Source organism: Campylobacter felis (genome assembly GCF_030250085.1).
Classification (GTDB): Bacteria; Campylobacterota; Campylobacteria; order Campylobacterales; family Campylobacteraceae; genus Campylobacter_D; species Campylobacter_D upsaliensis.
This window is the reverse complement of sequence record NZ_JANURX010000019.1, coordinates 1-25,495: the sequence shown is the minus strand read 5'-3', so window position 1 is coordinate 25,495 and position 25,495 is coordinate 1. Positions and strand designations below refer to the sequence as shown.

32 protein-coding genes and 3 pseudogenes are annotated in these 25,495 nt (G+C 35.8%); 19 read left to right on the top strand and 16 right to left on the bottom strand.

Going from position 1 to position 25,495, the window contains the following annotated elements:
• The 5 genes from NYG92_RS08490 to NYG92_RS08470 form a co-directional block, all read left to right on the top strand.
• The coding region (locus tag NYG92_RS08490) for an autotransporter outer membrane beta-barrel domain-containing protein (RefSeq protein ID WP_289234127.1) at positions 1 to 601 on the top strand (601 nt) is incomplete at its 5' end.
• Between the two features lie 75 nt (positions 602 to 676).
• Positions 677 to 1,069 (top strand): preQ(1) synthase, encoded by a 393-nt coding sequence (queF, locus tag NYG92_RS08485; RefSeq protein ID WP_270962328.1) that lies wholly within the window; start codon positions 677 to 679, stop codon positions 1,067 to 1,069.
• Positions 1,060 to 2,076, top strand: coding sequence for a GTPase ObgE (gene obgE, locus NYG92_RS08480; protein ID WP_289234126.1), 1,017 nt, complete (start codon positions 1,060 to 1,062; stop codon positions 2,074 to 2,076). Before queF ends, obgE begins: the two co-directional genes overlap by 10 nt.
• 10 nt (positions 2,077 to 2,086) lie before the next feature.
• Positions 2,087 to 2,248 (top strand): hypothetical protein, encoded by a 162-nt coding sequence (locus NYG92_RS08475; RefSeq protein WP_289234125.1) that lies wholly within the window; start codon positions 2,087 to 2,089, stop codon positions 2,246 to 2,248.
• A gap of 11 nt (positions 2,249 to 2,259) precedes the next feature.
• Complete coding sequence (locus NYG92_RS08470) at positions 2,260 to 2,853, top strand: FkbM family methyltransferase (RefSeq protein WP_349252769.1); 594 nt, start codon at positions 2,260 to 2,262, stop codon at positions 2,851 to 2,853.
• Positions 2,854 to 2,882: 29 nt separating this feature from the next.
• Here the strand turns inward: NYG92_RS08470 and NYG92_RS08465 are convergent, their stop codons facing one another.
• The 3 genes from NYG92_RS08465 to NYG92_RS08455 form a co-directional block, all read right to left on the bottom strand.
• Positions 2,883 to 4,694, bottom strand: coding sequence for a PhoX family protein (locus tag NYG92_RS08465; RefSeq protein WP_270977920.1), 1,812 nt, complete (start codon positions 4,692 to 4,694; stop codon positions 2,883 to 2,885).
• Between the two features lie 111 nt (positions 4,695 to 4,805).
• Positions 4,806 to 6,452 carry a cation acetate symporter gene (locus tag NYG92_RS08460; RefSeq protein WP_289234124.1) on the bottom strand — a complete coding sequence of 549 codons (1,647 nt, stop codon included), beginning with the start codon at positions 6,450 to 6,452 and terminating at the stop codon, positions 4,806 to 4,808.
• A complete protein-coding gene (locus NYG92_RS08455; protein ID WP_004278096.1) occupies positions 6,449 to 6,808 on the bottom strand; it encodes a DUF485 domain-containing protein in 360 nt (119 codons plus the stop codon). The genes NYG92_RS08460 and NYG92_RS08455 overlap by 4 nt, the downstream gene beginning before the upstream one ends.
• A 792-nt stretch (positions 6,809 to 7,600) precedes the next feature.
• On the opposite strand from NYG92_RS08455, the gene NYG92_RS08450 reads away from it, so the two are divergent.
• Positions 7,601 to 7,816 carry a hypothetical protein gene (locus tag NYG92_RS08450; RefSeq protein WP_289234123.1) on the top strand — a complete coding sequence of 72 codons (216 nt, stop codon included), beginning with the start codon at positions 7,601 to 7,603 and terminating at the stop codon, positions 7,814 to 7,816.
• A gap of 98 nt (positions 7,817 to 7,914) precedes the next feature.
• Here NYG92_RS08450 and NYG92_RS08445 read toward each other — a convergent pair whose 3' ends face one another.
• From NYG92_RS08445 to NYG92_RS08415, 7 genes are all read right to left on the bottom strand, one after another.
• Entirely contained in the window at positions 7,915 to 9,426 is a 1,512-nt protein-coding gene (locus tag NYG92_RS08445) for a DEAD/DEAH box helicase (protein ID WP_289234122.1), read from the bottom strand.
• A 41-nt stretch (positions 9,427 to 9,467) separates the two neighbouring features.
• Positions 9,468 to 9,908, bottom strand: a complete 441-nt coding sequence (locus NYG92_RS08440) for an AAA domain-containing protein (RefSeq protein ID WP_289234121.1) — start codon at positions 9,906 to 9,908, stop codon at positions 9,468 to 9,470.
• Positions 9,862 to 10,104: a hypothetical protein gene (locus tag NYG92_RS08435; protein WP_289234120.1), complete on the bottom strand. Its 243-nt coding sequence runs from the start codon at positions 10,102 to 10,104 to the stop codon at positions 9,862 to 9,864. Before NYG92_RS08435 ends, NYG92_RS08440 begins: the two co-directional genes overlap by 47 nt.
• 26 nt (positions 10,105 to 10,130) lie before the next feature.
• Positions 10,131 to 10,256 (bottom strand): hypothetical protein, encoded by a 126-nt coding sequence (locus NYG92_RS08430; protein ID WP_289234119.1) that lies wholly within the window; start codon positions 10,254 to 10,256, stop codon positions 10,131 to 10,133.
• Positions 10,232 to 10,594 (bottom strand): hypothetical protein, encoded by a 363-nt coding sequence (locus NYG92_RS08425; RefSeq protein WP_289234118.1) that lies wholly within the window; start codon positions 10,592 to 10,594, stop codon positions 10,232 to 10,234. Before NYG92_RS08425 ends, NYG92_RS08430 begins: the two co-directional genes overlap by 25 nt.
• Before the next feature lie 63 nt (positions 10,595 to 10,657).
• Positions 10,658 to 11,233, bottom strand: a complete 576-nt coding sequence (locus NYG92_RS08420) for an NAD(P)H-dependent oxidoreductase (RefSeq protein ID WP_289234117.1) — start codon at positions 11,231 to 11,233, stop codon at positions 10,658 to 10,660.
• 181 nt (positions 11,234 to 11,414) lie between these two features.
• Positions 11,415 to 11,834, bottom strand: coding sequence for a MerR family transcriptional regulator (locus tag NYG92_RS08415; RefSeq protein ID WP_289234116.1), 420 nt, complete (start codon positions 11,832 to 11,834; stop codon positions 11,415 to 11,417).
• Positions 11,835 to 11,937: 103 nt separating this feature from the next.
• On the opposite strand from NYG92_RS08415, the gene galU reads away from it, so the two are divergent.
• From galU to NYG92_RS08400, 3 genes are all read left to right on the top strand, one after another.
• On the top strand, positions 11,938 to 12,762 hold the full coding sequence (gene galU, locus NYG92_RS08410) for a UTP--glucose-1-phosphate uridylyltransferase GalU (RefSeq protein WP_289234115.1): 825 nt from the start codon (positions 11,938 to 11,940) through the stop codon (positions 12,760 to 12,762).
• Complete coding sequence (locus tag NYG92_RS08405; RefSeq protein WP_289234114.1) at positions 12,756 to 13,976, top strand: glucose-6-phosphate isomerase; 1,221 nt, start codon at positions 12,756 to 12,758, stop codon at positions 13,974 to 13,976. Before galU ends, NYG92_RS08405 begins: the two co-directional genes overlap by 7 nt.
• Before the next feature lie 75 nt (positions 13,977 to 14,051).
• On the top strand, positions 14,052 to 14,486 hold the full coding sequence (locus NYG92_RS08400) for a Dps family protein (RefSeq protein ID WP_289234113.1): 435 nt from the start codon (positions 14,052 to 14,054) through the stop codon (positions 14,484 to 14,486).
• Positions 14,487 to 14,503: 17 nt separating this feature from the next.
• Here the strand turns inward: NYG92_RS08400 and NYG92_RS08395 are convergent, their stop codons facing one another.
• From NYG92_RS08395 to NYG92_RS08380, 4 genes and pseudogenes are all read right to left on the bottom strand, one after another.
• Complete coding sequence (locus NYG92_RS08395; RefSeq protein ID WP_115632319.1) at positions 14,504 to 15,475, bottom strand: iron-sulfur cluster assembly scaffold protein; 972 nt, start codon at positions 15,473 to 15,475, stop codon at positions 14,504 to 14,506.
• Between the two features lie 9 nt (positions 15,476 to 15,484).
• Positions 15,485 to 16,666: a NifS family cysteine desulfurase gene (locus NYG92_RS08390; protein WP_289234112.1), complete on the bottom strand. Its 1,182-nt coding sequence runs from the start codon at positions 16,664 to 16,666 to the stop codon at positions 15,485 to 15,487.
• Between the two features lie 74 nt (positions 16,667 to 16,740).
• Positions 16,741 to 17,126, bottom strand: a pseudogene (locus NYG92_RS09180) (hemerythrin domain-containing protein).
• Between the two features lie 78 nt (positions 17,127 to 17,204).
• The gene (locus NYG92_RS08380) at positions 17,205 to 18,347 is read right to left on the bottom strand and encodes a Cj0814-related protein (protein ID WP_289234111.1); all 1,143 of its coding nucleotides are present in this window, start codon (positions 18,345 to 18,347) and stop codon (positions 17,205 to 17,207) included.
• A 142-nt stretch (positions 18,348 to 18,489) separates the two neighbouring features.
• On the opposite strand from NYG92_RS08380, the gene rpmI reads away from it, so the two are divergent.
• From rpmI to cheQ, 4 genes are all read left to right on the top strand, one after another.
• Entirely contained in the window at positions 18,490 to 18,681 is a 192-nt protein-coding gene (rpmI, locus tag NYG92_RS08375) for a 50S ribosomal protein L35 (RefSeq protein ID WP_002777995.1), read from the top strand.
• 85 nt (positions 18,682 to 18,766) lie between these two features.
• Positions 18,767 to 19,120 (top strand): 50S ribosomal protein L20, encoded by a 354-nt coding sequence (rplT, locus tag NYG92_RS08370; protein ID WP_257421758.1) that lies wholly within the window; start codon positions 18,767 to 18,769, stop codon positions 19,118 to 19,120.
• A gap of 97 nt (positions 19,121 to 19,217) precedes the next feature.
• On the top strand, positions 19,218 to 20,072 hold the full coding sequence (gene cheP / locus NYG92_RS08365; protein ID WP_270977904.1) for a cheVAW transcriptional regulator CheP: 855 nt from the start codon (positions 19,218 to 19,220) through the stop codon (positions 20,070 to 20,072).
• Between the two features lie 19 nt (positions 20,073 to 20,091).
• Positions 20,092 to 20,568 (top strand): cheVAW transcriptional regulator CheQ, encoded by a 477-nt coding sequence (cheQ, locus tag NYG92_RS08360; RefSeq protein WP_004276006.1) that lies wholly within the window; start codon positions 20,092 to 20,094, stop codon positions 20,566 to 20,568.
• Here cheQ and NYG92_RS08355 read toward each other — a convergent pair.
• A complete protein-coding gene (locus NYG92_RS08355) occupies positions 20,565 to 21,854 on the bottom strand; it encodes an MFS transporter (RefSeq protein ID WP_289234110.1) in 1,290 nt (429 codons plus the stop codon). The genes cheQ and NYG92_RS08355 overlap by 4 nt on opposite strands.
• A gap of 11 nt (positions 21,855 to 21,865) precedes the next feature.
• Positions 21,866 to 21,997, bottom strand: a complete 132-nt coding sequence (locus NYG92_RS08350; protein ID WP_289234109.1) for a highly acidic protein — start codon at positions 21,995 to 21,997, stop codon at positions 21,866 to 21,868.
• An 83-nt stretch (positions 21,998 to 22,080) separates the two neighbouring features.
• On the opposite strand from NYG92_RS08350, the gene moaC reads away from it, so the two are divergent.
• The 6 genes and pseudogenes from moaC to NYG92_RS09200 form a co-directional block, all read left to right on the top strand.
• Positions 22,081 to 22,554: a cyclic pyranopterin monophosphate synthase MoaC gene (gene moaC / locus NYG92_RS08345; RefSeq protein ID WP_027304744.1), complete on the top strand. Its 474-nt coding sequence runs from the start codon at positions 22,081 to 22,083 to the stop codon at positions 22,552 to 22,554.
• Complete coding sequence (locus tag NYG92_RS08340; RefSeq protein WP_027304745.1) at positions 22,532 to 22,795, top strand: HP0495 family protein; 264 nt, start codon at positions 22,532 to 22,534, stop codon at positions 22,793 to 22,795. The genes moaC and NYG92_RS08340 overlap by 23 nt, the downstream gene beginning before the upstream one ends.
• Before the next feature lie 11 nt (positions 22,796 to 22,806).
• Positions 22,807 to 23,937 carry a hypothetical protein gene (locus NYG92_RS08335; protein ID WP_270967782.1) on the top strand — a complete coding sequence of 377 codons (1,131 nt, stop codon included), beginning with the start codon at positions 22,807 to 22,809 and terminating at the stop codon, positions 23,935 to 23,937.
• Positions 23,938 to 24,046: 109 nt separating this feature from the next.
• On the top strand, positions 24,047 to 24,238 hold the full coding sequence (locus NYG92_RS08330; RefSeq protein WP_027304747.1) for a hypothetical protein: 192 nt from the start codon (positions 24,047 to 24,049) through the stop codon (positions 24,236 to 24,238).
• Between the two features lie 10 nt (positions 24,239 to 24,248).
• Positions 24,249 to 24,674: pseudogene (locus NYG92_RS09205) on the top strand (cache domain-containing protein); the annotation flags it as partial.
• Between the two features lie 300 nt (positions 24,675 to 24,974).
• A pseudogene (locus NYG92_RS09200) lies at positions 24,975 to 25,495 on the top strand (methyl-accepting chemotaxis protein); the annotation flags it as partial.

Below are 25,495 nucleotides of genomic sequence, written 5' to 3'. Positions count from 1 at the left end.
TTATAAAAATAGCTTTTATGAAGATGATTTAACAACTTATTTTATGAATCTTACCACTAAGATTGACTATATAAAAAGAGATGTAACTAAGGCTTACCGTGGTTATATAGGCTCTGTTAGTTCTACTGCAAAGGTATTTGGATACGGGGCTAATGCTAGAGTGGGACTAAGTCATTATCTTAAAAATGATGCAAAAATCTCTCCTCAAATAGGCTTTAATTATCTAGGTATGCACTCTAAGCCTTTTACTCTTAATCACTTAGGAGGCACAAGGGAGCATTATTTAGCACAAAATTTTAATTTCATCGATGCAGTTGCAACGGTAAAATATGAAACTCCTTGGATTAATCGTTTTAAAACAGCTGTGGCACTAGGAACGATTATTAATGTCTATAAAGATGCAAAAGGAACCTTACATCTTGATAGCAATGTCTTAAATGCTGAACTTTACATTGCTAGACTTTATGGAGTAGTGCAAGGGGGAATTTCTTATGACTTGACTAAGGATTCTGATATTTCTTTAGGATATAGTGGAATTTTCTCTTCAGCTAATATTATAAGATCTTACGCCCTTATGTTTAGATATGCTTGGTGGTGGTGAGTTTAACTACTGGCTCACGCTTTTGGCTACCATTTAATTCTTTGTTGTATAATTTTTGATTTACAAAGGATTATTATGCGTTATGGTGAAAAAGAAATTAAAGAATTTGATGTCGATAAAGATTTGGAGCTTTGGGAAAACACGGCACAAAATGATTATGTGATTAAGATTACTCTGCCTGAGTTTTGCTGTCTTTGTCCTAGGAGTGGGTATCCTGATTTTGCGACTATTTATGTGGAGTATATGCCTGATAAGCTTGTCGTTGAGCTAAAAGCGATAAAAATTTATATCAATTCTTTTATGAATCGTAATATTAGCCACGAAGCAAGCATTAATGAAATTTATAGCACTTTAAAAAATAAGCTAAAACCTAAATGGATAAAGGTCGTTGGGGACTTTAACCCACGCGGAAATGTGCATACTCTCATAGAATGCCGTAGCGATATGGTCGTGCCTCAATGTTTATAGATAGCGTAAAATTAACCCTTGCTTCAGGAGACGGCGGCAAAGGAGCGGTAAGCTTTCGCCGTGAAAAGCATGTGCCTTTGGGCGGACCTGATGGCGGAGACGGCGGAAATGGCGGCGATGTAATTATCATTTGTGATAATAATACCCATACTTTAATGAATTTTAAAGGCAAAAAAGAACTTCGCGCACAAAATGGAGCCGCAGGATCTGGGCGTAATAAAAATGGCAAAAAAGGCACAAATTTAGAGCTTATCGTCCCACAAGGAACACAAATCATTGACGCAAAAACGGGCAAAATTTTGTTAGATTTAATCAAAGAAGGACAAAGAGAAATTTTTTTAAAAGGCGGTAAGGGAGGGCTTGGAAACACGCATTTTAAAAACTCAACTAATCAACGCCCCGATTACGCACAGCCCGGTGTTAAAGGCGAAATTTGCGAGGTAAGGCTTGAGCTAAAACTCATCGCCGATGTGGGCTTAGTGGGTTTTCCAAATGCTGGTAAATCCACCCTTATAAGTGTCGTTTCTAATGCAAAGCCCGAAATTGCCAATTATGAATTCACCACGCTGACCCCTAAACTCGGGCTTGTGGAGGTTGATGAATATCACTCTTTTGTAATGGCGGATATCCCGGGTATTATTGAGGGTGCTAGTGGGGGGAAAGGCTTGGGACTTTTATTTTTAAAGCACATTGAGCGGACGAATTTTTTGCTTTTTGTTTTGGATACGATGAGACAAATGAGCTTAAAAGAGCAATTTATCATTTTAAAAAAGGAGCTTCTTAGCTTTTCTAAAGAGCTTAGTAAGCGTTCTTTTGGTGTGATGATTTCTAAGATTGATAGCGAGAATTTGGGTTTTGCTAAGGAGCTTAAAGAAAATATTAAAGATTTAGAAAGCTTTTTGCAAGATGAAAAGCCTATGTTTATCTTAAAGGTCTCAAGCCTTGATAAAACGGGTCTTAAAGAGCTTAAATTCAAACTTTTAGAACAAGTGAAAAATAAAAACTAAAGGAGTAAAAATGTTTCGTAAAATTAAACACACAAATGGCTTAAGAGAAATTTATCTTGGTAAATTAAGAATTTGTAAATATACAAAAATGAAAAGATATTTACAATATCAATGTGAGCTTTTGCAAAATGCACAAATGGGGGGGGGGGTTCATATTTTAACTTTCTCTTAAAAAGGGCTGAAATTCATCTTAAATATCGTCATATTTTTTATGATTTTTATCTGCGTTCAAGTAGGGGCGAGGAGGTCGTTTTCATAGACGGCGGAGCGCATGCTGGTGTTTTTAGTGATGTGGCTTTAGCAAGTGGCGGAATTTGCTATGCTTTTGAGCCGAATATCTACCTAGCGGCTTTTTTGAAAAATCTTTATAAAGATAATGAAAGATTGATTTTAAAAGAGCAAGCTATCTCACATAAAAATGAAAAAACGATTTTTTATAATATGAATGGCGATCTTGTCAGTGACGGCAATAGCATCATTTCTATGCCTAAAGCAAAGCAAAAAAGTGCTTATGAAGTAGATATGATAGATTTTTGTAAATTTATCGCAGAGCTTATTCAAAAACACGGCAAAATAGCCTTTGTAAAGCTTGACATTGAGGGAGCGGAATTTGATGTTTTAAACGCTTTGATTGAGAAAAATTTATATGAAAATATAGAATATATTATGGTAGAAACGCACGAAAGATTTTTTGATAATCCTAAGGAAAAAATAGGCGTATTAAAAGAAAAAATCGCAAAAAAGCAAATTAAAAATATCTATTTAGACTGGGTTTAAAGTGGTGAAAGGCTTTTAAGCCTTTCTTTTTAGCTACCTATAATGCCGCCGTCTTTTTTGCGAATTTGGACAATGGTGCTTCTAGGTGTAGAATTTCCGCCGTTTGGATAGTGGCTTGGAGCAAGTTTTTCTCCCGGGTGCTGGATGCCCACAAACATCGTTTTATGATCGCTTGAAAAAGCAAGTCCAGTAACTTCCGCAGCGATAGGAGCGGTTAAAAAGCGTCTAATTTCGCCTGTGGCAGGATCAGCACAAAGCATTTGATTATTTCCCATACCCTCATAATCGCCCTTGTTAGAATAATCACCATCCGTTTGTATCCAAAGACGACCAAATTTATCAAATTTCAAGCCATCAGGTGAGTTAAACATATTATCCTTAGTGATATTGCTTGTTCCTTTATGAAGGCTGTTTGGATGTTTGGTAGGATTACCAGCGAGTAAGAACATATCCCACTCAAATTTGGTATCTAAATGATTATTTTTCTTAGGACTCCACCTTATAATTTGTCCGTAAATGTTTTTAACGCGTGGATTTGCAGCGTCTGTGCTTTCCCTTTTTTTATTATTTGTTAGTGTTGCATAGACAAATTCGCCTTTTAAATCAGCAGCAATCCACTCAGGTCTATCCATAGGAGTCGCTCCTACTATGCTTGCTGCAAGGCGTGTATTGATTAAAATATCGGCTTGAGAGTGAAAGCCGTTTTTAGCAACAAGGTTATTTTTGCCATAGCTTAATTCTATCCACTCGCCTTTTCCGCTTAAATTCTCGCCCTCAAATTTTGCGACATAAAGTGTTCCTTCATCTAAGAGATTTTTATTATTCTTAGGATTATTTGGATCAAATTTGCCTTTTGAAACGAATTTGTATAAAAATTCATTGATTTCATCATCGCCCATATAAGCGACTACATTACCCTCTTTACTAATGACAATTTCAACATTTTCGTGCTTAAAGCGACCAAGTGCAGTGCGTTTAATCGGCGTAGAATTTGCATCATAAGGGTCGATTTCGACAATAAAGCCGAAGCGATTTGGCTCATTTGGATTTTTAGCAAGGTCAAATCTAGAATCAAGCTCCCAGCCATAAGTGCTTTTTACGCCTAGTCCGTAGCGTTTTTCACTTTCTGTAAATTTGTAGTTTGCATCGCTACTTCCAAAAAAGTCATCAAAATTCTCTTCACAGGTTAAGTAAGTCCCCCACGGAGTTTGTCCATTTGCACAGTTATTAAGTGTGCCAAGTGCTAATTCACCCTTTTTATCTGCCTTTGTTCGCATACTTTTATGACCCTTTGCACCGCCGCTAATTTGCATAGGAGTGTGGGCTGTGATCCTGCGATTATAAGGAGAGTCTAGCACGACTTCAAAGCCGTTTTGACCCTGTTTAATCTCAAAAATGCTTACACCCACAGCATTTTGCTCATAAGCTACTTTTTGCTCATCCATAGTTTTACCATTATCGTTAAATAAAAGCTCTGGATTAATATATTCATTATTAACGCACAAAATGGCTCTTTCATCATCAAGTGGGAAAAGCGACATTCCGTCTGTATTATCACCGAAAGTTTTTGCGATATTTGCAATGGAAGTTGCGTTGATTGTTTTGCTTTCATCAAAAGGCGTGGCATTGCTAAAAAGCGGATCGCCAAAGCTAATGAGAGGCTTAACTTCATAGCCACTTGGGACAATAACCTCATCTTTTGTGCTCGCACTAATTGCCTTAAATCCTAGCAAATTCTGTCCTTTTAAAGAAGTGCCAAAAGCGTTAATTGGTGCTGCTGTAAAAAAGCCTACATAAGAAAGTGCAAGAGAGCTTGCCTTTAAAAAATCGCGTCTTTGCATAAAAATCCTTTTTATAAATTTCGTGGTATTAAATTGTAAAATAAGTTTGTAAAAAGCTTAAGAAGAGTGCGTAAAATGTATGTAAAATTGACATTTTACGCTTAATGAATTTTAATGAGCTACTGCCTCGCTAATGCCTACACCACTTTGCGCTCTAAAATCTTGTGCTTCAAAGCCTTCTCTATCTTTTTTAGCCCTTTTGGAGCGGTCAAATTTGGAGATGAGATAAATAAGTAAGAAACTTAAAGGCATTGAAAATAAAGCGGGGTGGTCGTAAGGAAAGATTGCCTCACTAAAGCCAAAGCTTTTTACCCATATGCTAGGGCTTAAAATCACAAGGGCAAGAACGACTATAAGTCCTATTAAACCACCCCAAAACGCTCCTTTTGTGGTGAGATTTTTCCAATAAATGCAAAGCAAAAGTATAGGGAAATTCACACTCGCAGCGATAGCAAAGGCAAGTCCTACGGTAAAGGCGACATTTTGATTTTCAAAAACTATGCCAAGTAAAATGGCGAAAATTCCTATGCCTATGGTTGCGAATTTTGTGATTTTCATCTCGTCTTTATGCTCGACTTTGCCATTTTTAAGAACATTGACATATAAATCGTGGCTAATCGCTCCCGCACCTGAAATAGCAAGTCCTGCAACAACAGCCAAAATAGTCGCAAAAGCTACTGCCGAAATAAAGCCTAAAAAAATATCCCCACCTAAAAGCTCGGCTAAGGTTACAGCTATCATATTACTAGCACCCTTAAAGCTTCCATCAGCATTGATAAATTCAGGATTACTTAGTAAAAGTGCTATGGCTCCAAAGCCTATGATGAAAGTGAGTATATAAAAATAGCCTATAAAGCCAGTCGCGTAAAAAACAGACTTTCTCGCTTCTTTAGCGTCTTTAACGGTAAAAAATCTCATTAAAATATGAGGCAGTCCTGCCGTTCCAAACATCAGCGCCAAGCCTAAAGAAAGGGCTGAAATGGTATCGGGTAGAAAAGTGCCAGGCTTCATAATGCTTTCACCTTTTGGGTGATGTGAAATGGCTAAATCAAAATAATATTTTAAATCAAATTTCGTAAGATATAAAATCATAATCGCCATAAAAGTCGCTCCCGATAAGAGCAAAATGGCTTTTATGATTTGCACCCAAGTTGTCGCGTACATACCGCCAAAAGCTACATAACATATCATTAAAATTCCCACTAAAATAACTGCAAAGGTGTAGGGTAAGCCGAAAAGTAATTGTATAAGCTGTCCTGCTCCTACCATTTGTGCAATGAGATAAAAAACGATGACGCTTAGGGCTGAAATTGCCGAAATAGTTCTTATAGATTTAGCCTCTAAACGATAGGCTGTAATATCTGCAAAGGTGAATTTGCCAAGATTTCTAAATTTTTCTGCGATTAAAAATAAAATAATAGGCCAACCTACTAAAAAGCCTATGGAGTAAATCAGTCCGTCAAAGCCGTTTGTAAAAACTAAAGCCGTGATACCAAGAAAGCTTGCCGCACTCATAAAATCACCCGCGATAGCCATACCATTTTGCATACCAGTGATATTACCCCCAGCTGTGTAAAATCCGCTTTTAGATTGGGATTTTTTATTAGAATAATAAGTGATAAATAGGGTCGCTAAAACAAAAAGTAAAAACATAGTTATAGCCGTTATATTTAAAGACTTTTGACTAACCTCTCCTAGTTCAAAACCAGCACCAAAGGTTAAATTTAAAAGACAGCTTAAAAAAACTAAAGCTTTCATAAGATCTCCTTATAGCTGATTTTTCCATTTTGTAAGGCGTCTATCAAGCCTTCTTTTTCTAAGTTTTTAAGCACTTCTTCTTGCTCTTTGTCTAAAAAATAATTGGCGATGAAGGTATAAATTCCTGTGGAAATAATACACAGCACAATTAAGCCAACCCCTGCCATAATGCCAAGCGTTATTGCACTAGGACCGAGTTTATAGCCTAAAATTTCAGGCGTAAGTCCTACGCCTAAAATGAAGATATAGTAACAAATCAGCACAATTAAGGACAAGTAAAGGGATATTTTGTTTCTAAAAGAAACAAATTTTTTAAAATTTGATAAGGCATTTTTTTGCGTAGAATTTAAATTCATAGCGAACTCCTTTTGATTTTTGAAATAATATAGCAAAAAAATTGCTTCATTAGGGCTTTTAAGTGTTTAAATTTAAAATAATCGTAGAATTTTGTGATTAAATATTAAGAAAAGTAACACTTGCTTAAAAATGTTACTAAAATTCACATTTTTATAAAAATTGATTTCTAAATTTGATTATAAACTAGATCTATCCCACTTGCTTACTTAAACTTTTCCAATCGCACCCTAAATAGCATTGCAGTGCTTAAGCCTATATTTGCCGATGAGACAAAAAGCCCATTAGTAAAATCAGGGGCTTGTGGATAGGAGTGTGTTATCACATAATGCACGGAATTATTCACAATGCTAACTAAAATCCCAAGTGGCACAGCAAATATAAATAATGCTAGTTTTTGTTTCGCACAGATAAAAATAAATACATAAGTTCGTCATAATAAGGCAATTTTCATTGTAATGCCATTATTTAAAATGATGTGTTGCATAAAAATCCTTTAAATTTGAGTTAGCATTATAAAACCTCACACCTAGTGTCCGTCAAGGGAGTTTGTGAAAATTTGCAATATTTAATGGCTTAATTTAGCAAGATTGAAGCTTACCAACTTGTCGTTAAAATTTTTAAATTTTTACAACTCTTTTTACATTCAATATCGCATTTATCTTTTAAAGCAAAACCTAAAGCATATCTTTTAAGCGTTTAGATTCTGCACTTTGTGTGGTGCTAAGGCGCAAAAGTGGCAAATGATGCTTTTTGCAAATGCTATCTTTAAGCCTATCGCGATTTAGCTACTTATGCGTATGGTGAAACGCATAGCCATCAATCTCAACAGCAAGCAGAGGGGCTTTATCCATAATGTGATAGATGATGAAGTCAAAATGTGTGAGTGGGTTTTGCGCGTAGATCTTTTCTTCTTGCGTGAGAGTTTCATCTATTTTAATGACTTTAAAGGGGTATATATGGCAAAACATCAAGGCTATGGTAGGAATCTTGCTGAAGTATATCTTTGATAAAAGCAAAGGCAATATTTTCTGAATCAAATTGTGAGATACGCCTTTTGCCCTTGAGATACAATGCCCTTGCTTGTGCATTTGCTTTATAGAGTAAATCAAAGATTGAATAAATTTTGCTCTATAAGCTTGGCACTTTGATAAGTAATATAGCGGATAAAGTCATTGATATTTGTGTTTTGCTTATGGCACACTTCATAGGATACGATGAGTTTGAGCTGCTTTTTAGCTCGTGTAATGGCGACATTTAGCATTTTGCTATCATCGATAAAATCATTGCTTTGATTATCGGTAGTTGCGATGATGATAAGGTCTTTTTCTCTGCCTTGGTATTTATGCACGGTGTCTGCTTCAATCTCGCCAACAGCATTTTGCAGCCGTGCTTTTTGCTCATTGTAGGGTGTAATAATGCCTATTTCTTGTGGCTCTATGGTGGTGTTTGGCAGAATTTCATTGGCAATAATGTCAATTTCTCTTTGATTATAATGCCCTCTTGCGTGATTTCCAGCAGGGCTAACATACGCTTCTAGCACATTTGCTTCCCCATTATCTTCGCTTAAAATGACAAGCTCGCTGCCATAAAACTTTTGATTGCAAAAATTGATGATTTTAGGGTGGCAGCGATAATGCTCTTTAAGCAAAACTCTAGGAGCATTTGGCAAAACACTACACACAGAGCTTAGGAAAGAGTGCTGCATATAGTCATAATGTGGAGGTATTTTATAGCGTGTGGCAAGCTCTTGGATTTGTTGAGACATCGTAGAGTCTATCACATTTGGCAGCTGCTTTGTGTCTCCTACAATCACAATATTTCTAGCCACACTTAGAGCTAAAACACCTGTTACCAAATCTACCTGCGAGGCTTCATCAATGATTAAATAATCAAAGAGAAAATCTCGCCCAAAGCAATTTTTGATAGCGTGTGTGGTGCTAAAAATTATAGGATATTCATCGCAAAACTGCTCCGCATTAGTCAAAAGATCTTTTTCGCTAAAAATGGGTCTTTGCGTGTGGCTGCCATATCTAATCCGCAAAGATTCTTGTAAATGCTCTAGGGTCTGTGTATCGCGTAATATTTCTAATCGCTTTGTATCGTGCGTGAGTATTTCTCTAGCAGTAGCGATGCTTTGCATATAATAGGCATATTCAAAATGCTGGATAATATCTTGCAGGGGAAGTTTATAAAAAGTAAAATTTCCAATGCGTTGTATTAAGAAAAGTTTGCATACAAGTAAAAAATATCGCCAGCCTTTTGGGGTGTTTTCAAGAGCAATTTTTGTCTTTAACAAAAGAGTAGAATCCTTTTGCAAAAGTGTTAAAAAATGTGGTCGTATCGTCAAGTTTTCTTGCATTGTAAAATGGTGAAATTCTAGCTCTAATGCACTAAGCATAGTCTTTTGTTTTGCGATTGCATTTTGCAAAGTAAAGATTTCTTGTGCTTGTATATTGAGCTTTTTGATAGCTTGGATAAGGGTATCTTTCCTTTCTTGTGTAATAGATTGTGCAAAATCTGGGTAGGTATGTGATTGATTCTGTAAAAACTGCTTGATATTATCTTTTTTGCCAAGTTTTGCACATAAGTATGTTAAGCCATATTTTTCTAACTTCATAAAAACATTATCCGTGGCAGCATTATTGTTAGAAACCACGGCTACATTTTTCCAAGAAATAGACTATTTGCAATGATGTTTAATATGCTTTGTGTTTTACCTGTGCCGGGTGGTCCTTCTATGATACTTATTTGAGATTCTAGAGCATTGCAAATTGCTTGGAATTGTGAGGCATTTAAGCCAAATGGCGAAAGTATGGGAGCATTTATCTCACTAGTCCTATGCGGCTGACTTGGGTGTAAATAATTGCTCAAAACACTCTCTTTTACTAACATATCTATTTTATTGTATGCCCTTGATAGAAGCGATTCATTATCTTCATTTTTTACCCCCACGATAGTAGCCAACTCTTTGCAATACAAAAACACATTAGCATTACTGCTTTTTACATTTGGTAATAGTATTGCTGTTTCTAGCAATTTTGTTGTCCCATTGTCAAAAAATTTTGCAATATTTTTCAAAAATAAGAGTAAATTCAGCATTATAAATACCAAGCTTCTCTGGCTTTGTGTGTCTTTGCGGATTTGTAAGAAAGATAACTTTATCGTATTTATAAGTATAGGTTTTTGCCCTATTAGCAAATGTGATGCGCCATACATCATCTTGCTTTTTTATACTTGCAATAGATTCTGTTTTATCTTCACCATTAAGTATAATCAAAAACTTTGTGCTATCCATAAATGCTCCATAATAAGTTTATGATATTATAAGATAAAATATTGCACCACAACCACCCCTTGCATTTCACTCTCATAATCTTCTTGTATCTCAATAAATGGAATATTATACTTTTTGCATTGCTCTTTTATAAGCTGCTCTTTACTAGCCACATAAGATTCCTGCGTTTTTCTATGGTATTTTCTTTGAGTTTTATTGTGTGATAATGTTTTAAAATATATTGCTTTGAAAAGATAAAAAAAAGCACTTTTATAGGTGCAAAGGGCTTAGAATCTAGCAAGATTCTCACATTTTTTGGCGTTAAATTTACGCCCTCTAGTATGAGATTTTGCTCATTGCAAGTCTCAATAATGCCAACTACGATATTCCATAAAAATGCGGTGATTTTAGAATCTTGTTTCACACTAAAAGGCGGATTCTCTAGCCCTTTTATAAAGCCCATTTTTAGATGATCTAAACTCATATAAGGATAATGATATATTTCAAGCAACCTTTGTGCTAGAAGTGTTTTGCCCGTATGACTCTCCACCGATTAGAATAATCATAATTTTCCTTAACAATATGTTCTTATATGTTTTCTATATTTAGTGATATAGCGTTCTACCTGCGGGTTTTTCACCACATCATTACACATAAAAATGGGCAACCACTCCATACCACAAAACTCGTGTATTTTGCGTAAGTGCAAATACACACCTTCCACCCCCACGCCTTCAAAAAAGCCATTAGATTCTATAAAGGCTTCTTTTGGGGCATTCCAAGTAACACTTAACATTACCCTTTTATCCCGTGCTAGTCCGCCACTGCCATATTTTAAACTTTCATCAGCACGACTTCGCCCATCATTTGCAAACAAAATGCCCACCCCACCAAGATACACCTCATCAATATATTTTTTCACAATCCAAGGCTCACCCATCCACCACGCAGGCATTTGATAAATAATAAGGCTAGATTCTTTAATCTTTGCTATCTCCTCTTGTGGTGTGTAGCCTTTATCAATGATAGTCTCTAGCACCTTATAGTCCTTAGATTCTAGCTCCTCTTTTGCCACACTTTGTAAAGTAGCATTAAGTCTTGTGCCATCGTTGCCAAATTTTTTACTGCCATTTATAAGTAATGCTTGCATATTAAATCCTTTTGTGAAATATAAGCGACATTATAAAGCCTGACACCTAGTGTCTGTCAAGGGGTAAATGCAAGATTTTTGAACTTATTTAGACTAGGGCTTGAAAGCGGCTAGAATTTCAAAGTTAAGTTTAAGGCTAAGGAAATATAGCCTATTTGACTAAGGGCGATTTAGCAGTAGCTTAACACCGCTTTTTACACTCTTTATAATCCCTGCTTTGTGGGTTAAAGGTATCTACGCCCTTTTCTATCATCTCATCATATAGCCCAATTTTTGTCTCTAGCTTTTGTGAAATCTCTTGCAATGAAGCGATATGTGTTTGTAAATTCGCATAGCTTTTTTGCAATAATGCCCTGCGTTTTGATGCAGTTTTAATGCCTCCACTTAAAGCCTCCGCATACTCTCTAATTTCTTTCAAGCTCATTCCACACTGCCTAAGCCACTCTATCCACTTCACCCACTCCATATCGCTTTTTGCAAAGTAACGCACCCCATTTTCATCGCGTTCCACAAAGGGAAATAGCCCCTTATCAAGCCAGAATCTAATCTTTCTTGAAGGGATATTTATCATTCTCTCAACTTCTATGATTGTATATGCCATTTGCTACCCTTTTTGTAATTGTATTTAAAGAATATTATTTAATTTAATTGAATTTCATTTATAAAATTTAAATATAATCCTTACAAAAATTTAAGGATATTTTATGCTTCAAACTTGCATTTTTCCCGCTGCGGGCTATGGCACACGCTTTTTACCAGCAACTAAGGCTTTACCAAAGGAGATGCTTCCTATCTTAACTAAGCCTTTGATTCATTATGGAGTTGATGAGGCTTTAGAGGCAGGTATGGACAATATGGGCTTTGTTACGGGGCGGGGCAAGAGGGCTTTGGAGGATTATTTTGACATATCTTATGAGCTTGAACATCAAATTTCAGGCACAAAGAAAGAATATTTACTCAGCGAAATTCGTTCTTTAATTAGCCGTTGCACCTTTACTTTTACAAGACAAAATGAAATGAGAGGCTTAGGCGATGCGGTTTTAAAGGGCAGACCTTTGGCGAGTGATGAGGCTTTTGGGGTGATTTTGGCTGATGATTTATGTGTCAATGAAAACGGACAAAATGTGATGGCGCAGATGGTAAAAATTTACGAAAAATACCGCTGCACCATCGTAGCCGTGATGGAGGTTGAGCCCTCTCAGGTGAGCCATTATGGCGTCATAGCAGGAAATGCCGTGGAGGATAATTTAATTATGGTGCATTCTATGATAGAAAAACCAAGCGTTGAAGAAGCACCGAGTAATTTAGCCATTATAGGGCGCTACATTTTAACGCCGGATATTTTTGGAATTTTAGAAAACACAAAGGCGGGTAAAAACGGCGAAATCCAGCTCACAGACGCGCTTTTGACCCAGGCGACAAACGGCATGGTTTTGGCCTATAAATTTGAGGGCAGGCGCTTTGACTGCGGGAATGTGGAGGGCTTTGTCGAGGCGACCAATTATTTTTACAAAAAAAATTTATGCTAGAAAATACACTCTTTTTTAAAAAAACAAGCCTAGAGAAGATAGACGCTTATGCTAGACGCATTAATGACGAGCAAGAAAGTGGCGATGTGGGCTATTATCACCTGCATAAAATGGGCGAGACTTTGATAGAAGAAAGCTTGAAATTTATCTCTCAAAAAGCTTATGTTAAAAAGGTCGTTTTAGTCGGTATAGGCGGGTCAAGTTGTGGAGTAAAAGCCCTTAAAGACTTACTTTTTGACGAAAAAGATAATGGTAGAGAGCTTTTGATACTTGATAATACCTCTTCGCATTCTGTCAGTCAAATTTTAAAGCAAATCAAGCTTGAGGAGAGCCTTTTCATCATCACAAGTAAGACAGGTAGCACGGTGGAGGTAATTAGCCTTTTTAAACTCATCATCGCACATTTTAATTTAAATTTAAACGAACTTCATAAGTATTTTGTTTTTATCACTGATGAAAATTCAAATTTGCATAAAGAGGGCGAGAGTTTGGGGATAAAATGCTTTTTTATCCCACAAAATGTCGGTGGGCGTTTTAGCATTTTATCTGCTGTGGGCATTGTGCCACTTTGCTTTTGCGGCTATGATGCCAAAGCACTTTTAAAGGGAGCGGAAGCTTGCTTTGAGGACTTTTTCTCGCATAAAAAAGATGTGATTTTGCAAAAGGCTTATCATTACTGCACGCATAAAAGTGCAAACATTAATGTGCTTTTTTCTTACGGCGATGCGTTCAGGGGCTTTAACGAATGGTATGTCCAGCTCATCGCTGAAAGCTTGGGAAAAAAGCGGGGCTACAAAAGGGTGGGGCTAACGCCCATCGCCCTCATTGGTGCGCGCGATCAGCACAGTTTTTTGCAGCTTATAATGGACGGACCGAAAAATAAAACCATCACTTTTTTAAAAATTAAGGATAGTCAAAAAGCCCCACTTATCCCTGATATTCATTTTAAATTTTTGGATTCTTTGAGTAATGGCGTGAATTTGCACGAGCTTTTAAACGCCCAGTGCGATGCGACTATGCACGCCTTGTGTGCGGAGAATTTAAGTGTCGATGTGATAGAGCTTGAGAGGCTTGATGCGTGGCACTGTGGGTATTTGATGTATTATTATGAGCTTTTTACTTCGGCGTGTGGGCTTATGCTTGGGATTAATACTTACGATCAGCCCGGAGTTGAGGTTGGGAAGCTTATTTTAAAAAATTTATTAAGGAAATAAAATTTTTTTAATTAATAATAATTATTATTTAAGAATTCAATGCTATAATTTTACAAATCTTAAAAAGGAGACAAAATGTCAGTAACAAAACAATTATTACAATTGCAAGCCGATGCGCATAGCTTGTGGATTAAATTCCACAATTATCACTGGAATGTTAAGGGATTTGAGTTTTTTTCTATCCACGAATATACAGAAAAAGCTTATGAAGAGTTAGCCGAGCTTTTTGACGCTTGTGCGGAGAGAGCTTTACAGCTTGGAGAAAAGGCTATCGTTTGCCCTAAGGTTTTGCTAGAAAATGCTAAGGCTCCAAAGGCGGAAAAAGACTGCTTTACCCCGCTTGAGATTTTAGAGCTTGTAAAAAAAGATTATGAATATCTCTTAAGTGAATTTAAAAAGCTAAACGCCGCGGCTGAAAAGGCTAGCGATACTACAACGGCAGCTTTTGCGCAGGAAAACATCGCTAGGTATGAAAAAAGTCTTTGGATGCTTAAGTCAAGCCTAGCCTAAGCGGAGTTTAACTCCGCTTACACAGGCATAACGCGTATATTTGGACTAAGCTCTTCTTGCAAGACGCTTTCTATCGCGTAAAGTGTCGCTCCACTCCCACTAGAACAGCCACTACAAGCCCCTAAATAACGGATATAAATATCAATAGCCCCTCCCTCAGCTTTTTGAATATCAATGACTTCCATATCGCCACCATCACCTTGAAGCATAGGACGAATTTCCGTATCCAATACAGCTTCAACAGCTTTAAGCTGTCCCACCATAGTCATTTCATCAAAAGCAACATTATCTTTTGTAGAATTTTTCAAACGCTCCTTATCCATTTCGGCTCTAGTTTGTGCCAAAATATCGACTAGATAATACTCTCTAGCCTCGTGTCCGCCGGGTTTAATACAGGATTTACAAAAAGCTCCCGCCTTAGTGTATTGCGTGATTTCTTCGACACTATGAAGGTCATTAAGCCTAATGACTTCTTTGATTGTCCCAAGACTGATTCTAGCACATTCACAAACTATAATTTGCTCTTCAAAATCTTCAGGAGACACGCCTTTGTAAGTCGCTGCTGCTTGCTTAATCACATCATAAGCCATAACCGAGCAGTGCATTTTTTGTGGTGGCACGGCAGGGGTATTTGGCTCATCACGCATTGCAAACTCGACATCTAAATTTGTGATTTTGACAGCTTCATCGACTTTTTTACCTATGCAAAGTTCCGCCATAGTATCGCTACTTGCGATTGCCGTTCCACAGCCAAAGCTTTTAAATCTCGCATCGATAATAGTGTCCGTTTTTTCATCGACAAGCCAAAAAAGTCTCACCGCATCGCCACAACTTTCTGCACCAAAATCTGCCACAATCAGTTTTGCGTCTCTATTTTTCGCATCTTCTTCATTAAATTCACCCATAAATTTAGGATGATTCATTCTATCTTGCACTTTTTGAGAATATTCGTCCCAAATGGAACCACCGATTAGATTATTTTTAGCCATTGTTTTTCCTTATTTATAATTGTTTGGATTATAAGCATAAGTGCTTGAAATTGCCCTTAGGCGTTTAGCGGCGGCTTTGATTTGAGTCGCTGCGTAATCAATTTCTTCTTCTGTGTTAAAACGCGATAAAGAAAGTCTTAAAGCTGTATGAGCAAGGTCGTTTTCAACACCTATGGCTTCCATTATAGGATTGCTTTCCAAATCTTCACTCGCACAGGCTGACCCCGTGCTAGCGGCTATGCCATTTTTGTTTAAATCCCATAGCATCGCTTCGCCTTCAACTCCTTTTATGCTTGCTAAAATGGTATTTGGGACGCGATTTTTTCTATCTCCTACGACACTAGTATCTTCTATGCTCAAAACAGCGTCTTCAAGCTTATCTCTTAAGCGGCGTATGTGAGAGTCTTCGAAATTTAACATAGAATTTGCTATGCGTAAAGCTTCTGCCATAGCCACGATATAAGGAACATTTAGCGTTCCACTTCGCCGTCCTCCCATATGCTCACCCCCGTGTAAAAGCGGAGTGAGTTTTAAACCTTTTTTGATGAAAAGTCCGCCCACGCCCTTTGGTCCGTGGAATTTATGTGCTGAAAAAGAGGCAAAATCGACCCCACTTTGCCTTAAATCAACTTTGATTTTCCCTACTGCTTGTGTGGCGTCTGTGTGAAATAATGCACCAAATTCGTGGCTAAGTTCCGCCATTTCTTTGATGGGAAAAATCATACCTGTTTCGTTATTTGCCCACATTACGCTCACAAGGGCAGTTTTATCGCTTATCACTTCTCTTAAATGCTCTACGCTTGAGATGCCCTCGCTATCAACGGGAAGCTCAAGAACCTTCACGCCTAAATTTTTAAGAAAATTCGCCGCCGCAGAAACGGCCGGGTGCTCTACGCTTGAGATGATAATCTCATCGCGTTCTTTATCTAAAATATAGTCAAAATAAGCACTTTTTAGCACCCAATTAATACTTTCAGTCGCACAGGAAGTGATAATAATATCATCTAAATCACTCGCTCCAAGCCCTTCATAAAGCTTATCCATAGCTGCTCTTAAGGCTGGGTGAGTTAAGCTACCCCACTGGTGCAAACTATTTGGATTGCCATAACTTTCTTTAAGATAAGGCAACATCAGCTCTAAGGCACTATGGTCGAGCATTGTTGTTGCGTTATTATCTAAATAAACCTTCATTAAAATAACTCCTTTATTTAGGACATATTAAGTCTTTTTAAAGTGGATAATAGCAAAAATTTATAAAATCTTGTTTAAATTTTGCCTTTGTTGAGGAAATTTTCTTCATAAAATTGGGCGATTTTATAATCCTCTTTGGCTGTGTGTTTGAAAATTAAATCCGTTACGACATTTTCTATTTTTCTTGACATAGTGTTTAAAATTTTAGCTTCCGTGATGATGATTTCTTCAATTTCTAAGATGATTTTGCGGTGAATTTTTTGTGTTCGCTTAAATTTGGATAATTGATTTGCAGCATAAATTCTTCTTCATCGACAAAATGCCTATTCATAAATGAAAGCAATTCTCTCAAAAAAGGCTTAAGTTCTTTAGAATACACAAAGGAAGAATTTAAATGCGTGATTCTTTTAGCGAGTTCGTAAAGCTCTTTATGCTGGGCATCTAAAAGCTTATTATGCATAGTTAAGGATTCTAGACGATACAATTTTTTCCTTGAAATTTAGAAAATTAAAAAGAGCGGATCATATCTTTTCTTTGCTTAAAAATTCATCACATCTAAATAGGAACTGACGATTTTATTAAAATTTGCTATTTTCTGGCGGCGTTCTAAAAAATTCTCTGCTTCTTTAGCTCTTTGCAAATTGATATTTTCTAAATTTTCATTTTGACTTTTAAAGTCTCTTGCCATAGACTCAAAGTCTTCTCTAACCCCATCGCTATAAAGCTTAAAAATGGAACTAGAATTTGCAAATTCTCTCAAATTCATCTCTTTTTGATAATTGATATATTGTTGAAAAAATACGGAAAGTTTATCTTGTGAAGTCGTTTTTTTATCTACTCCATTGACATAAAGATAAAGATCAAAGCTCATTTTTTCTCCGTTATTATCCTTGATAAAATCTTCTGTTTTTAGTTCACCTTTTAAAATTTTATATAAATTTTGATGGGAATTAAGGTCTAAATTTGCAGGTTTCATAAAAAAATTTGCTTCTTTTTCGTTTGTTTCTTTAATATTGTGATAAGTAAAATTCATTAAAAGTCCCGTTTTAGAAACCTCGCCATTTTTATTAAGATAAGGCTTTAAAATTTTATTTGATGAGGTGTTGCTTAGAGCTTTGTCAAATTGAAAACTTGTGATTTTATTATCCAAAAAGAGGGTGTTTAAAGAGCTTATTTCTTTTTGAGCTCTAATAAGGGCTTCTTGATGAGGATATACACGGATAATTGCATCATTAAATTCCCCACTCATGGTGGAAAATCCAGCCTTTAAAGAAGAAATTTGAGAGCGATTTAAGCTCATATCATCTTCGCTTTTAAATTCCTCATTTAAAGATTTTAAAGCGTTATAATGCTCGTTTAAAAGTTTAGGAAGGTCGATTTGATTATGATTAATTTGCTCCGTTTTGACGATTTCTTTGGCGATTAAACGCACGCTATTAATGTGTATAGCGTAATTTTGTGGGATATTAGCGATTTGATTTAAATCTTTTTCAAAAAAACCTTTTTCATCGATTCTAAAGCCAAATTCGCTGCTATAAGTTTGTTTATAATTTGTATGAAAGTTTTGCTCTAGTTCTTGCTTTTGCTCTGTTTTAGCCTCCGTTTCTTTTTGTTCTAAATTTGCTAAATTGAGATGAGAAGGGGCGAAATTTTGGTAATTGTTTGTTGAATTAATTATCATTGTTACTCTTTTCAAATTATTGCTTTGTAGAAATTAAGCAAAAAATGTGCCAAGTTAAATTTCAAAGCTTAAGCCCAAAAAAAGCAAAGCTTTAGTATAATTCGCCCTTTCATTATGAAAAAATTAAACCAAAGGAAAGCGTATGCCAAAGATGAAAAGCGTTAAAAGCGCAGTCAAACGCTTCAAAGTGGGCAAAAATAAAATCAAAAGAGGCTCGGCATTTCGTAGTCATATTTTGACAAAAAAGCCTGCAAAGAGAATGCGCGACTTAAGAACAGCTAAATATGTGCATAGCACAAATGTAAAAGCTGTGGAGAAAATGCTAGGAATTTAAGTTTTTGACTTCGGTCATTCAAGCTCCCCTTAAAATTTAAGGGCAAGTTCCAAATTTGGACGCCACTTTATGAAAGGAAATAAAAATGGCAAGAGTAAAAACAGGCGTGGTAAGACGCCGCAGACATAAAAAAGTTTTAAAATTGGCGCGTGGTTTTTATAGCGGACGCCGTAAGCATTTTAGAAAAGCTAAAGAGCAATTAGAAAGAAGTTTAGTTTATGCTTATCGTGATAGACGCCGTAAAAAAAGAGATTTTCGCCGTCTTTGGATTGTGCGTATCAATGCAGCTTGTAGGCTAAATGATTTAAGTTATTCTAAATTTATCAATGGTCTTAAAAAAGCGGGCATTGAGCTTGATAGAAAAATTTTAGCCGATTTGGCTATGAATGACACAGCAGCTTTTGCTAAGATAGCAGACGCCGTTAAAAAAGCTCTATAATCTTTTATCCAAGTCTAACTTGGATAAATTCTTACAACTTTAATTAACAAAATTAAGCTATAATCATTTTTTAGAATTTTCCTAATAAGGATAAGAAATGGATATGAACGAGCTTTTGCTTCAAAGCGTAGAAAGCTTACCTCCCCTACCAGACACTGTTAATAAGCTTAGAGCTTACATCGATGAAGCGGGTGCTGAGATTGAGACGGAAAAAGTTGCGGAGATTATTTCTGGCGACCCACTTTTAATGGCAAAGCTTTTGCAACTTGTCAATTCCCCTTTTTATGGTTTTAAAAGTGAGATAACGACCATCACACAAGTTATAACCTTGCTTGGCATAGGAAATATTAAAAATGTAGTTTTAGCAAATTCTATTAAAGATAATTTTAAAATCGATCTTAGCCCTTATGGTTTAAACACTGAAGATTTTTTAAATTCTTGCAATGAAGAGGTCAATTTCATCACAAATTGGCTTGATGATGAGGATAAAAAGCTCTCCTACACTCTTGTGCCTTGCGTGATGCTTTTAAGGCTTGGTATGGTTGTATTTTCTCATTTTCTTATACAAAATAAGAAAGATAAGGAATTTTTAGAAAGGCTTAAAGTGGCTAATTTTTCTAACATTTCTTTAATTGAAAACGAATTTTTAGGTGTGGATAGTCTCTCATTTTTAGGCTTTTTGCTTCATAGGTGGAATTTTGATGAGAGTTTAATTGAAAGTGTTTGCTACATCAATTCTCCTCACGCTGCTTCTGATAATGTGAAAAAATCTGCCTATGTTTTGTCTATTACCAATCATCTTTTCGCGCCTTATCACGGCTCTTCGCCTTTTAATGTCGAGGCAGTCATAGCTCTAATGCAAGAAGCAAAAAATGGTGGCGTATCTTTTGATATGGATAATTTCATCGCAAAGCTTCCTGAAAAAGCACGCAACAATATCAATAAGGGCTAGCCATTTTGGCTAGTTTGCGATGAAAAGTCTTATTTTACCTCCTAATGAATTTTTAGATCATTATGTTTTAAATGTCGAATTTTCTCATTTTGCAAATATTTCTAAAAATGCCTATAAATTTTGGAAAAAAGCCGAGATAGGCAGGTATCAAGGCACGAGAATTGTTTTCTTGCATAAAAACTGCATTTTAGAAAAGCATCAAAATGCCCTTAAGCAATGCACGGATCTAAGTGGCTTTGTGTTAGCAAGTGCTTTTTGCTCCTTTACGACACTTTCCCCCTCTCATTTAGTTGAGAAAAATAATTCCGCCATTTATAAACTTTTGGAGCTTAAAGAGCTTTTTGGGGTTAAATTTGTGAACTTAAAGAAATTTTATGATTTTTTAAAGCTTGATTATCATCAACACATTTATATAGAAAAGTGCCATTTTTTTAGCCCCACGCCATTAGAAAGGCGTATTAAAATTACGCCAAGTTTATGCGTGGGCTATTATTAAAATTTAGCTAATTTTTGATACATAAAAGCCGTTAAAAAAGCCACAAAACCTAAAAATAAAATGTAAAATCCAAGAGAAAAACGCAAAGCATTATCCAAATTTTGCAAAGCAAAAGCATGCAAGAAAAAGGCAAGCTGCGGAGTAAATCCTCCAGCTAAAGCGTAGGCGAGATTATAGCCTAGAGAAAGTCCGGAAAATTTGATTTTAGGGTCAAAAATTTCACTCATTATCATAGGGCAGAGATTAACTATCCCTCCAAAAAAACAAGCCAAAAGATACCATTTTGCAACGCTATTAAGGCTAGAATTTGGTGCGTAAAGAGTGCTAAAATAGATGAAATTAAAAACGATAAGTCCTAAGGCAAATAAAATGCAAGTCTTTGCAACGCCGATTTTATCACCCAAAATTCCGCTAAAAACGCAACCTGCGGAAAGCGAAACGATACCTAGCATTTGCAAATAGCTTTGTTCGATTTTATTGATTTGAAGCATTGCACTCATATAGCTTGGTAAAAGCAGGATTAAAATGACAACACACCCCGTTAAAACCCAAGTGATAAGCATAGAGCAAATTACACTAAGCTTCGCTCTTTTAAAAACCTCTTTAAGTGGGAATTTTTCTAAGTTTTGCTCTCTTTTCATCTCTTCAAAGACAGGCGTTTCGCTTAAAAATTTTCTAAGATAAACCGAAATAATCCCAAAAATTCCCCCTAAGAAAAACGGCACCCTCCAAGCCCACTCATAAAGCTCTTCTTGGCTAAAAATTTTATTCATAAACAAAAACACTAAGCTACCAAGTAAAATTCCACCCACAACAGAAGCTGTCAAAACACCCAAGTAAGTGTGTCTTTGATGATGTGGGGCGTGTTCGTATGTGAAAATCCAAGCACCGGGCAATTCCCCACCTATGGCTATGCCTTGCAAGACTCTCACAAGCACCAAAAGCACGATGCAAGTATAACCTAGAGTTTCAAAACCTGGTATAAAAGCTAAAGAAAAAGTAGGGATCACCATAAGTAAAATGCTTAACATAAACATATTTTTACGCCCAAATTTATCGCCAAAATGTGCCATAACTATCCCACCCAAAGGACGCGCTAAGTATCCAGCCGCAAAAATGCCGTAAGTGTTAAATAATTTCCAAAACTCACTTAAATTTTCAGGGAAAAAATTCTTAGAAATATAAGCAGCAAAAAAGACAAAAATGATAAAATCATAAAATTCTAAAGTTCCACCCAAAGAGGAAAGAGCGAGAGTTTTAAAGTGTTTTCTTTTTAAAGTTTGCATTAGTCCACCTCCTAAAAATCGTCATTTTCTTCATCATCAAATTCGTAATCATCTTCATCATAATTATAAGAATTATGCGAATTCCTAACTTCTTCCTCATCATCAAATTCTTCGAAATTTTCTTTCTCATCGTTCCAAGACATTTTTACTCCTTAATTTAAAAAAGTGTATTATAGCTTAAATTTCATTAAATTTGCTATAATTTTGCATTTTTTAAAGGAAAATGATGAATTTAACCCACCTAGATGAGAAAAATCGTCCCAAAATGGTCGATGTGAGTGAGAAAAATGACACGCTAAGAATCGCAAAGGCTAGCGGTAAAATCACGATGAGTAAAGAGGCTTTTGAGGCGGTTAAAACTAATAGTGCTAAAAAGGGTCCCGTGCTTCAAACAGCGATTATAGCGGCGATTATGGGAGCGAAGAAAACGAGCGATTTGATCCCTATGTGCCATCCCTTAATGCTTTCTAAGGTCGAAACCGACATCATCGAGCTTGAAAAGGAGTGTGCCTTTAAGCTTATCGTAAGTGTGAAATGCGAGGGCAAAACAGGCGTAGAAATGGAAGCTTTAACGGCTGTAAGTGTTGGACTTTTAACAATTTATGATATGGTTAAGGCTATTGATAAAATGATGTGCCTTGATGAAATTATGCTTTTAAGCAAGGAAGGTGGCAAAAGTGGTCAATTTGTGCGATTTTAAGCAAGAACCTATTATTAATTACCCTACTTTCTGGGATTTTAAGGTCATACTTGAGCGTGAAGAGAGGGCAGGAGAGCTTTTTGAAAGCATTTTAAAGCAGAGGGAATTTAAATATAAGGCTTCAAATTCAAGTAAAAATGGCAAGTATCAAAGCTATTTATTAAGCGTTTATGTGGATAGTAAGGAAGATAGGCTTTCTATCTTTGCAAAACTTAAAGAAAAATCTAAATTTGTATTGTAGAAAGGCAAACGATGAAAAATACCCTAATGATTTTTGAAAATTCTTTGTCAAATTTAAGCCCTGAAAATGTGAAGGAAATTTTGGAGGATTTAAGTTTTAATTTAGTCTATAAGCAAGAAAATCAAAAAGCAAATGCCCTAAATGAACTTTTACTAGGCTTTTTAGACATTTTGAAAAAGCTTGGTTTGTTTGATGAAGAAAATGTAACAAAGGTGATTAAAGCGATGGTTAGGGCTAGCACTAAGGACGCACAAAATTCGCTTTATGCTCTTATAGCGGAAGCGGAGAGACTTGAGGGGCAAATAGAAAATTATAAAATTTCTTTGAAAAATCAAATCAGCCATCACTTTTTAGAATTTGAAAAAATATTACAAGAGTCAAATTTCAAAAATGAGTTTTCTAAGGGGCTTGATGGGGCAATTTTATTTGACATTGAGATGTTAGGCATTTTGAAAGAAACAGCCGAAAGTGCCTTTTTAACGACACTTGAAAAGGGTGAGGATATAGAGCTAACGAGCGAGGAGATTGCTAAAAATTTGGTCTATAATGCCATTTGTGAGTCGCATTTTGAAAAAGAAAGAATTTTGCAAATTTCAAGCCTTGTTTTAAATGTGGTGTTTGAGCTTGCAAATGAAAGCATAGTTTTTGCCAAAGATTTGGTTTTGGGAGCGGTTAGAGGTGTGAGTGATGGCATTAGTTTGGGGATAGAAAAATTTAAAAATTCTCTTACTTTCATCGAATTTGAGGAGGAAATTCGACTTAAAAGTAAAGAATTAATCGGCATTGAGGACGATTTTGTATCCTTGCTAAAAACAGAGGCAAAAAAGCAAAAAAACCCTTCAAAAGAGCTAATTGAGCGTTTAATCGAAGAGGAATTTGATAGCATTTTTGCTAAACTTAAACGCTTTGCAAATGAAAATAGAGAGCAAATAAACTTCTTTTTGGTGGAACTTAAGAAAAATCCTAAAATCAATGACTTTAATGAATTTGCACAAAGAAAGATGAACGATTTAAATGCGAATTTTTTAAAATTAGAAAAAAGAACAAGCGAAAAATATAAAAATTTAAATATTAAAAAAGCTAAAAATTTGGGTTTTAGACTATGGGAGAGGGCGAAAAAATTTATCCATAAAAAAAATTAATATAAAGTAAATATAAGTAAATAACAAAAAAAACGATTTTCAAGTTTTTTAAATAAAATTTAAATACAATATTTATCCTAAATTTAATTTCAATACAAAAAGGATAGGTATGGTAAAACAAGGGAAATTAGGGAGTGTCTCTTCAAAACTAACACTTTATGTTGGGATTTTGATTGTAATTATTTTAAGCATCACAAGTGCTGTAGCTTATTTTGGCTCTAAAGAAAATAGCTTTAGACTCCTTAAGGAATCGCAATTTAAATTAATGGACGATACCTTAAAGACTTTTAATAGGATTTAAAAGAAATGCTATGACCGTTCTAGCCTCTCAAATAGGACATTTGGACGAAGACGAAATTTATGAGTTACTTGAAATGACACTTAAAACGGCAGAATTTGGCGAAGTTTTCTTTGCAAGTGAGCAAAATGCTAAAACTTACCTTTCAAATCGCACTTCACTTAGCCTTACGCAACTTGATTTCAAAACAAGACCTTGGTATGAAAAAACTAAACAAGAAGGTAAGCTAATCGCCACCGAACCTTATAAAAATGCAACAAATGGCAAAACAGTCATTACTTATACCGTGCCAGTTATTCATAATGGCACATTTGTCGGTATAGTGGGTGGAGATTTGAATTTAGCAGCGATTTCTGACCAAATTTTAATGATGGGACACACTGCGGAGTCGTATTCTCAAGTGATTAGTCCTAATGGCGATATACTTTTCCACGAAGAAGAAGAGAAAATTTTAAGCAAAACAACTTTAAGTGAAAATATTGCTAATGCAATTAAGGCAAATCCGCATCTTTTAGATGATGATAATGACGATACTTTATTTTATGTCGAGGGTAATGATGGTAAAGCACAGGCGGTAATGTGCGATTTAGCCCTTAATCCTTATTTTAGAATTTGCACTATTACGGCTGAAAGTAGTTATTCTAATGCGAGTAATAAAATTTTGTTTCAACAAGTTATTTCTGGTTTAGTGGCTATCATCGTAGCACTTCTTTTGGTAAGAATTTTAATTGCTAGAAATTTATATCCACTCAACTCCATCCAATCCGGTCTTAACTCCTTCTTCGATTTCATCAACCATAAAACTCAAAACATCTCTACTATCAATGTAAATACAAGTGATGAGTTTGGTCAAATGGCAAAAGCCATTAATGAAAATATCCTAGCAACTAAAGAAGGCTTAGACCAAGATAAACAAGCCGTCAAAGAAAGCGTAGAAACAGTAGGCATAGTAGAAAATGGTAACCTCACTGCAAGAATCACAGCTAATCCTAGAAACCCTCAACTCATAGAGCTTAAAAGCGTTCTTAATAATCTCCTTGATGTCTTACAAACTAGAGTGGGTAAAGATATGAATAAAATCCACGATATTTTTGAAGAGTATAAAAACTTAGATTTTAGACACAAAATAGAAAATGCAAGCGGTAGTGTAGAAGTAACCACTAATGCCTTAGGCGAAGAAATCATCAAAATGCTTAAACAAAGCTCAGACTTTGCAAATTCTTTAGCTAATGAAAGCTCCAAACTTCAAAACGCTGTGCA

What these genes read in the sequence shown, in the direction of transcription:
- galU (WP_289234115.1), top strand. Translation starts at nt 11,938, where the DNA reads ATGCTTCAAACTTGCATTTTTCCCGCTGCGGGCTATGGCACACGCTTT.
- NYG92_RS08450 (WP_289234123.1), top strand. Translation starts at nt 7,601, where the DNA reads ATGCGTATGGTGAAACGCATAGCCATCAATCTCAACAGCAAGCAGAGG.
- NYG92_RS08475 (WP_289234125.1), top strand. Translation starts at nt 2,087, where the DNA reads ATGTTTCGTAAAATTAAACACACAAATGGCTTAAGAGAAATTTATCTT.
- NYG92_RS08395 (WP_115632319.1), bottom strand. Translation starts at nt 15,475, where the DNA reads ATGGCTAAAAATAATCTAATCGGTGGTTCCATTTGGGACGAATATTCT.
- NYG92_RS08390 (WP_289234112.1), bottom strand. Translation starts at nt 16,666, where the DNA reads ATGAAGGTTTATTTAGATAATAACGCAACAACAATGCTCGACCATAGT.
- moaC (WP_027304744.1), top strand. Translation starts at nt 22,081, where the DNA reads ATGAATTTAACCCACCTAGATGAGAAAAATCGTCCCAAAATGGTCGAT.
- cheQ (WP_004276006.1), top strand. Translation starts at nt 20,092, where the DNA reads ATGAAAAGTCTTATTTTACCTCCTAATGAATTTTTAGATCATTATGTT.
- NYG92_RS08380 (WP_289234111.1), bottom strand. Translation starts at nt 18,347, where the DNA reads ATGATAATTAATTCAACAAACAATTACCAAAATTTCGCCCCTTCTCAT.
- NYG92_RS08455 (WP_004278096.1), bottom strand. Translation starts at nt 6,808, where the DNA reads ATGAATTTAAATTCTACGCAAAAAAATGCCTTATCAAATTTTAAAAAA.
- queF (WP_270962328.1), top strand. Translation starts at nt 677, where the DNA reads ATGCGTTATGGTGAAAAAGAAATTAAAGAATTTGATGTCGATAAAGAT.
- NYG92_RS08445 (WP_289234122.1), bottom strand. Translation starts at nt 9,426, where the DNA reads ATGAAGTTAGAAAAATATGGCTTAACATACTTATGTGCAAAACTTGGC.
- NYG92_RS08335 (WP_270967782.1), top strand. Translation starts at nt 22,807, where the DNA reads ATGAAAAATACCCTAATGATTTTTGAAAATTCTTTGTCAAATTTAAGC.
- NYG92_RS08420 (WP_289234117.1), bottom strand. Translation starts at nt 11,233, where the DNA reads ATGCAAGCATTACTTATAAATGGCAGTAAAAAATTTGGCAACGATGGC.
- NYG92_RS08355 (WP_289234110.1), bottom strand. Translation starts at nt 21,854, where the DNA reads ATGCAAACTTTAAAAAGAAAACACTTTAAAACTCTCGCTCTTTCCTCT.
- obgE (WP_289234126.1), top strand. Translation starts at nt 1,060, where the DNA reads ATGTTTATAGATAGCGTAAAATTAACCCTTGCTTCAGGAGACGGCGGC.
- NYG92_RS08330 (WP_027304747.1), top strand. Translation starts at nt 24,047, where the DNA reads ATGGTAAAACAAGGGAAATTAGGGAGTGTCTCTTCAAAACTAACACTT.
- NYG92_RS08440 (WP_289234121.1), bottom strand. Translation starts at nt 9,908, where the DNA reads ATGCTGAATTTACTCTTATTTTTGAAAAATATTGCAAAATTTTTTGAC.
- NYG92_RS08415 (WP_289234116.1), bottom strand. Translation starts at nt 11,834, where the DNA reads ATGGCATATACAATCATAGAAGTTGAGAGAATGATAAATATCCCTTCA.
- rplT (WP_257421758.1), top strand. Translation starts at nt 18,767, where the DNA reads ATGGCAAGAGTAAAAACAGGCGTGGTAAGACGCCGCAGACATAAAAAA.
- NYG92_RS08435 (WP_289234120.1), bottom strand. Translation starts at nt 10,104, where the DNA reads ATGGATAGCACAAAGTTTTTGATTATACTTAATGGTGAAGATAAAACA.
- cheP (WP_270977904.1), top strand. Translation starts at nt 19,218, where the DNA reads ATGGATATGAACGAGCTTTTGCTTCAAAGCGTAGAAAGCTTACCTCCC.
- NYG92_RS08350 (WP_289234109.1), bottom strand. Translation starts at nt 21,997, where the DNA reads ATGTCTTGGAACGATGAGAAAGAAAATTTCGAAGAATTTGATGATGAG.
- rpmI (WP_002777995.1), top strand. Translation starts at nt 18,490, where the DNA reads ATGCCAAAGATGAAAAGCGTTAAAAGCGCAGTCAAACGCTTCAAAGTG.
- NYG92_RS08460 (WP_289234124.1), bottom strand. Translation starts at nt 6,452, where the DNA reads ATGAAAGCTTTAGTTTTTTTAAGCTGTCTTTTAAATTTAACCTTTGGT.
- NYG92_RS08400 (WP_289234113.1), top strand. Translation starts at nt 14,052, where the DNA reads ATGTCAGTAACAAAACAATTATTACAATTGCAAGCCGATGCGCATAGC.
- NYG92_RS08405 (WP_289234114.1), top strand. Translation starts at nt 12,756, where the DNA reads ATGCTAGAAAATACACTCTTTTTTAAAAAAACAAGCCTAGAGAAGATA.
- NYG92_RS08465 (WP_270977920.1), bottom strand. Translation starts at nt 4,694, where the DNA reads ATGCAAAGACGCGATTTTTTAAAGGCAAGCTCTCTTGCACTTTCTTAT.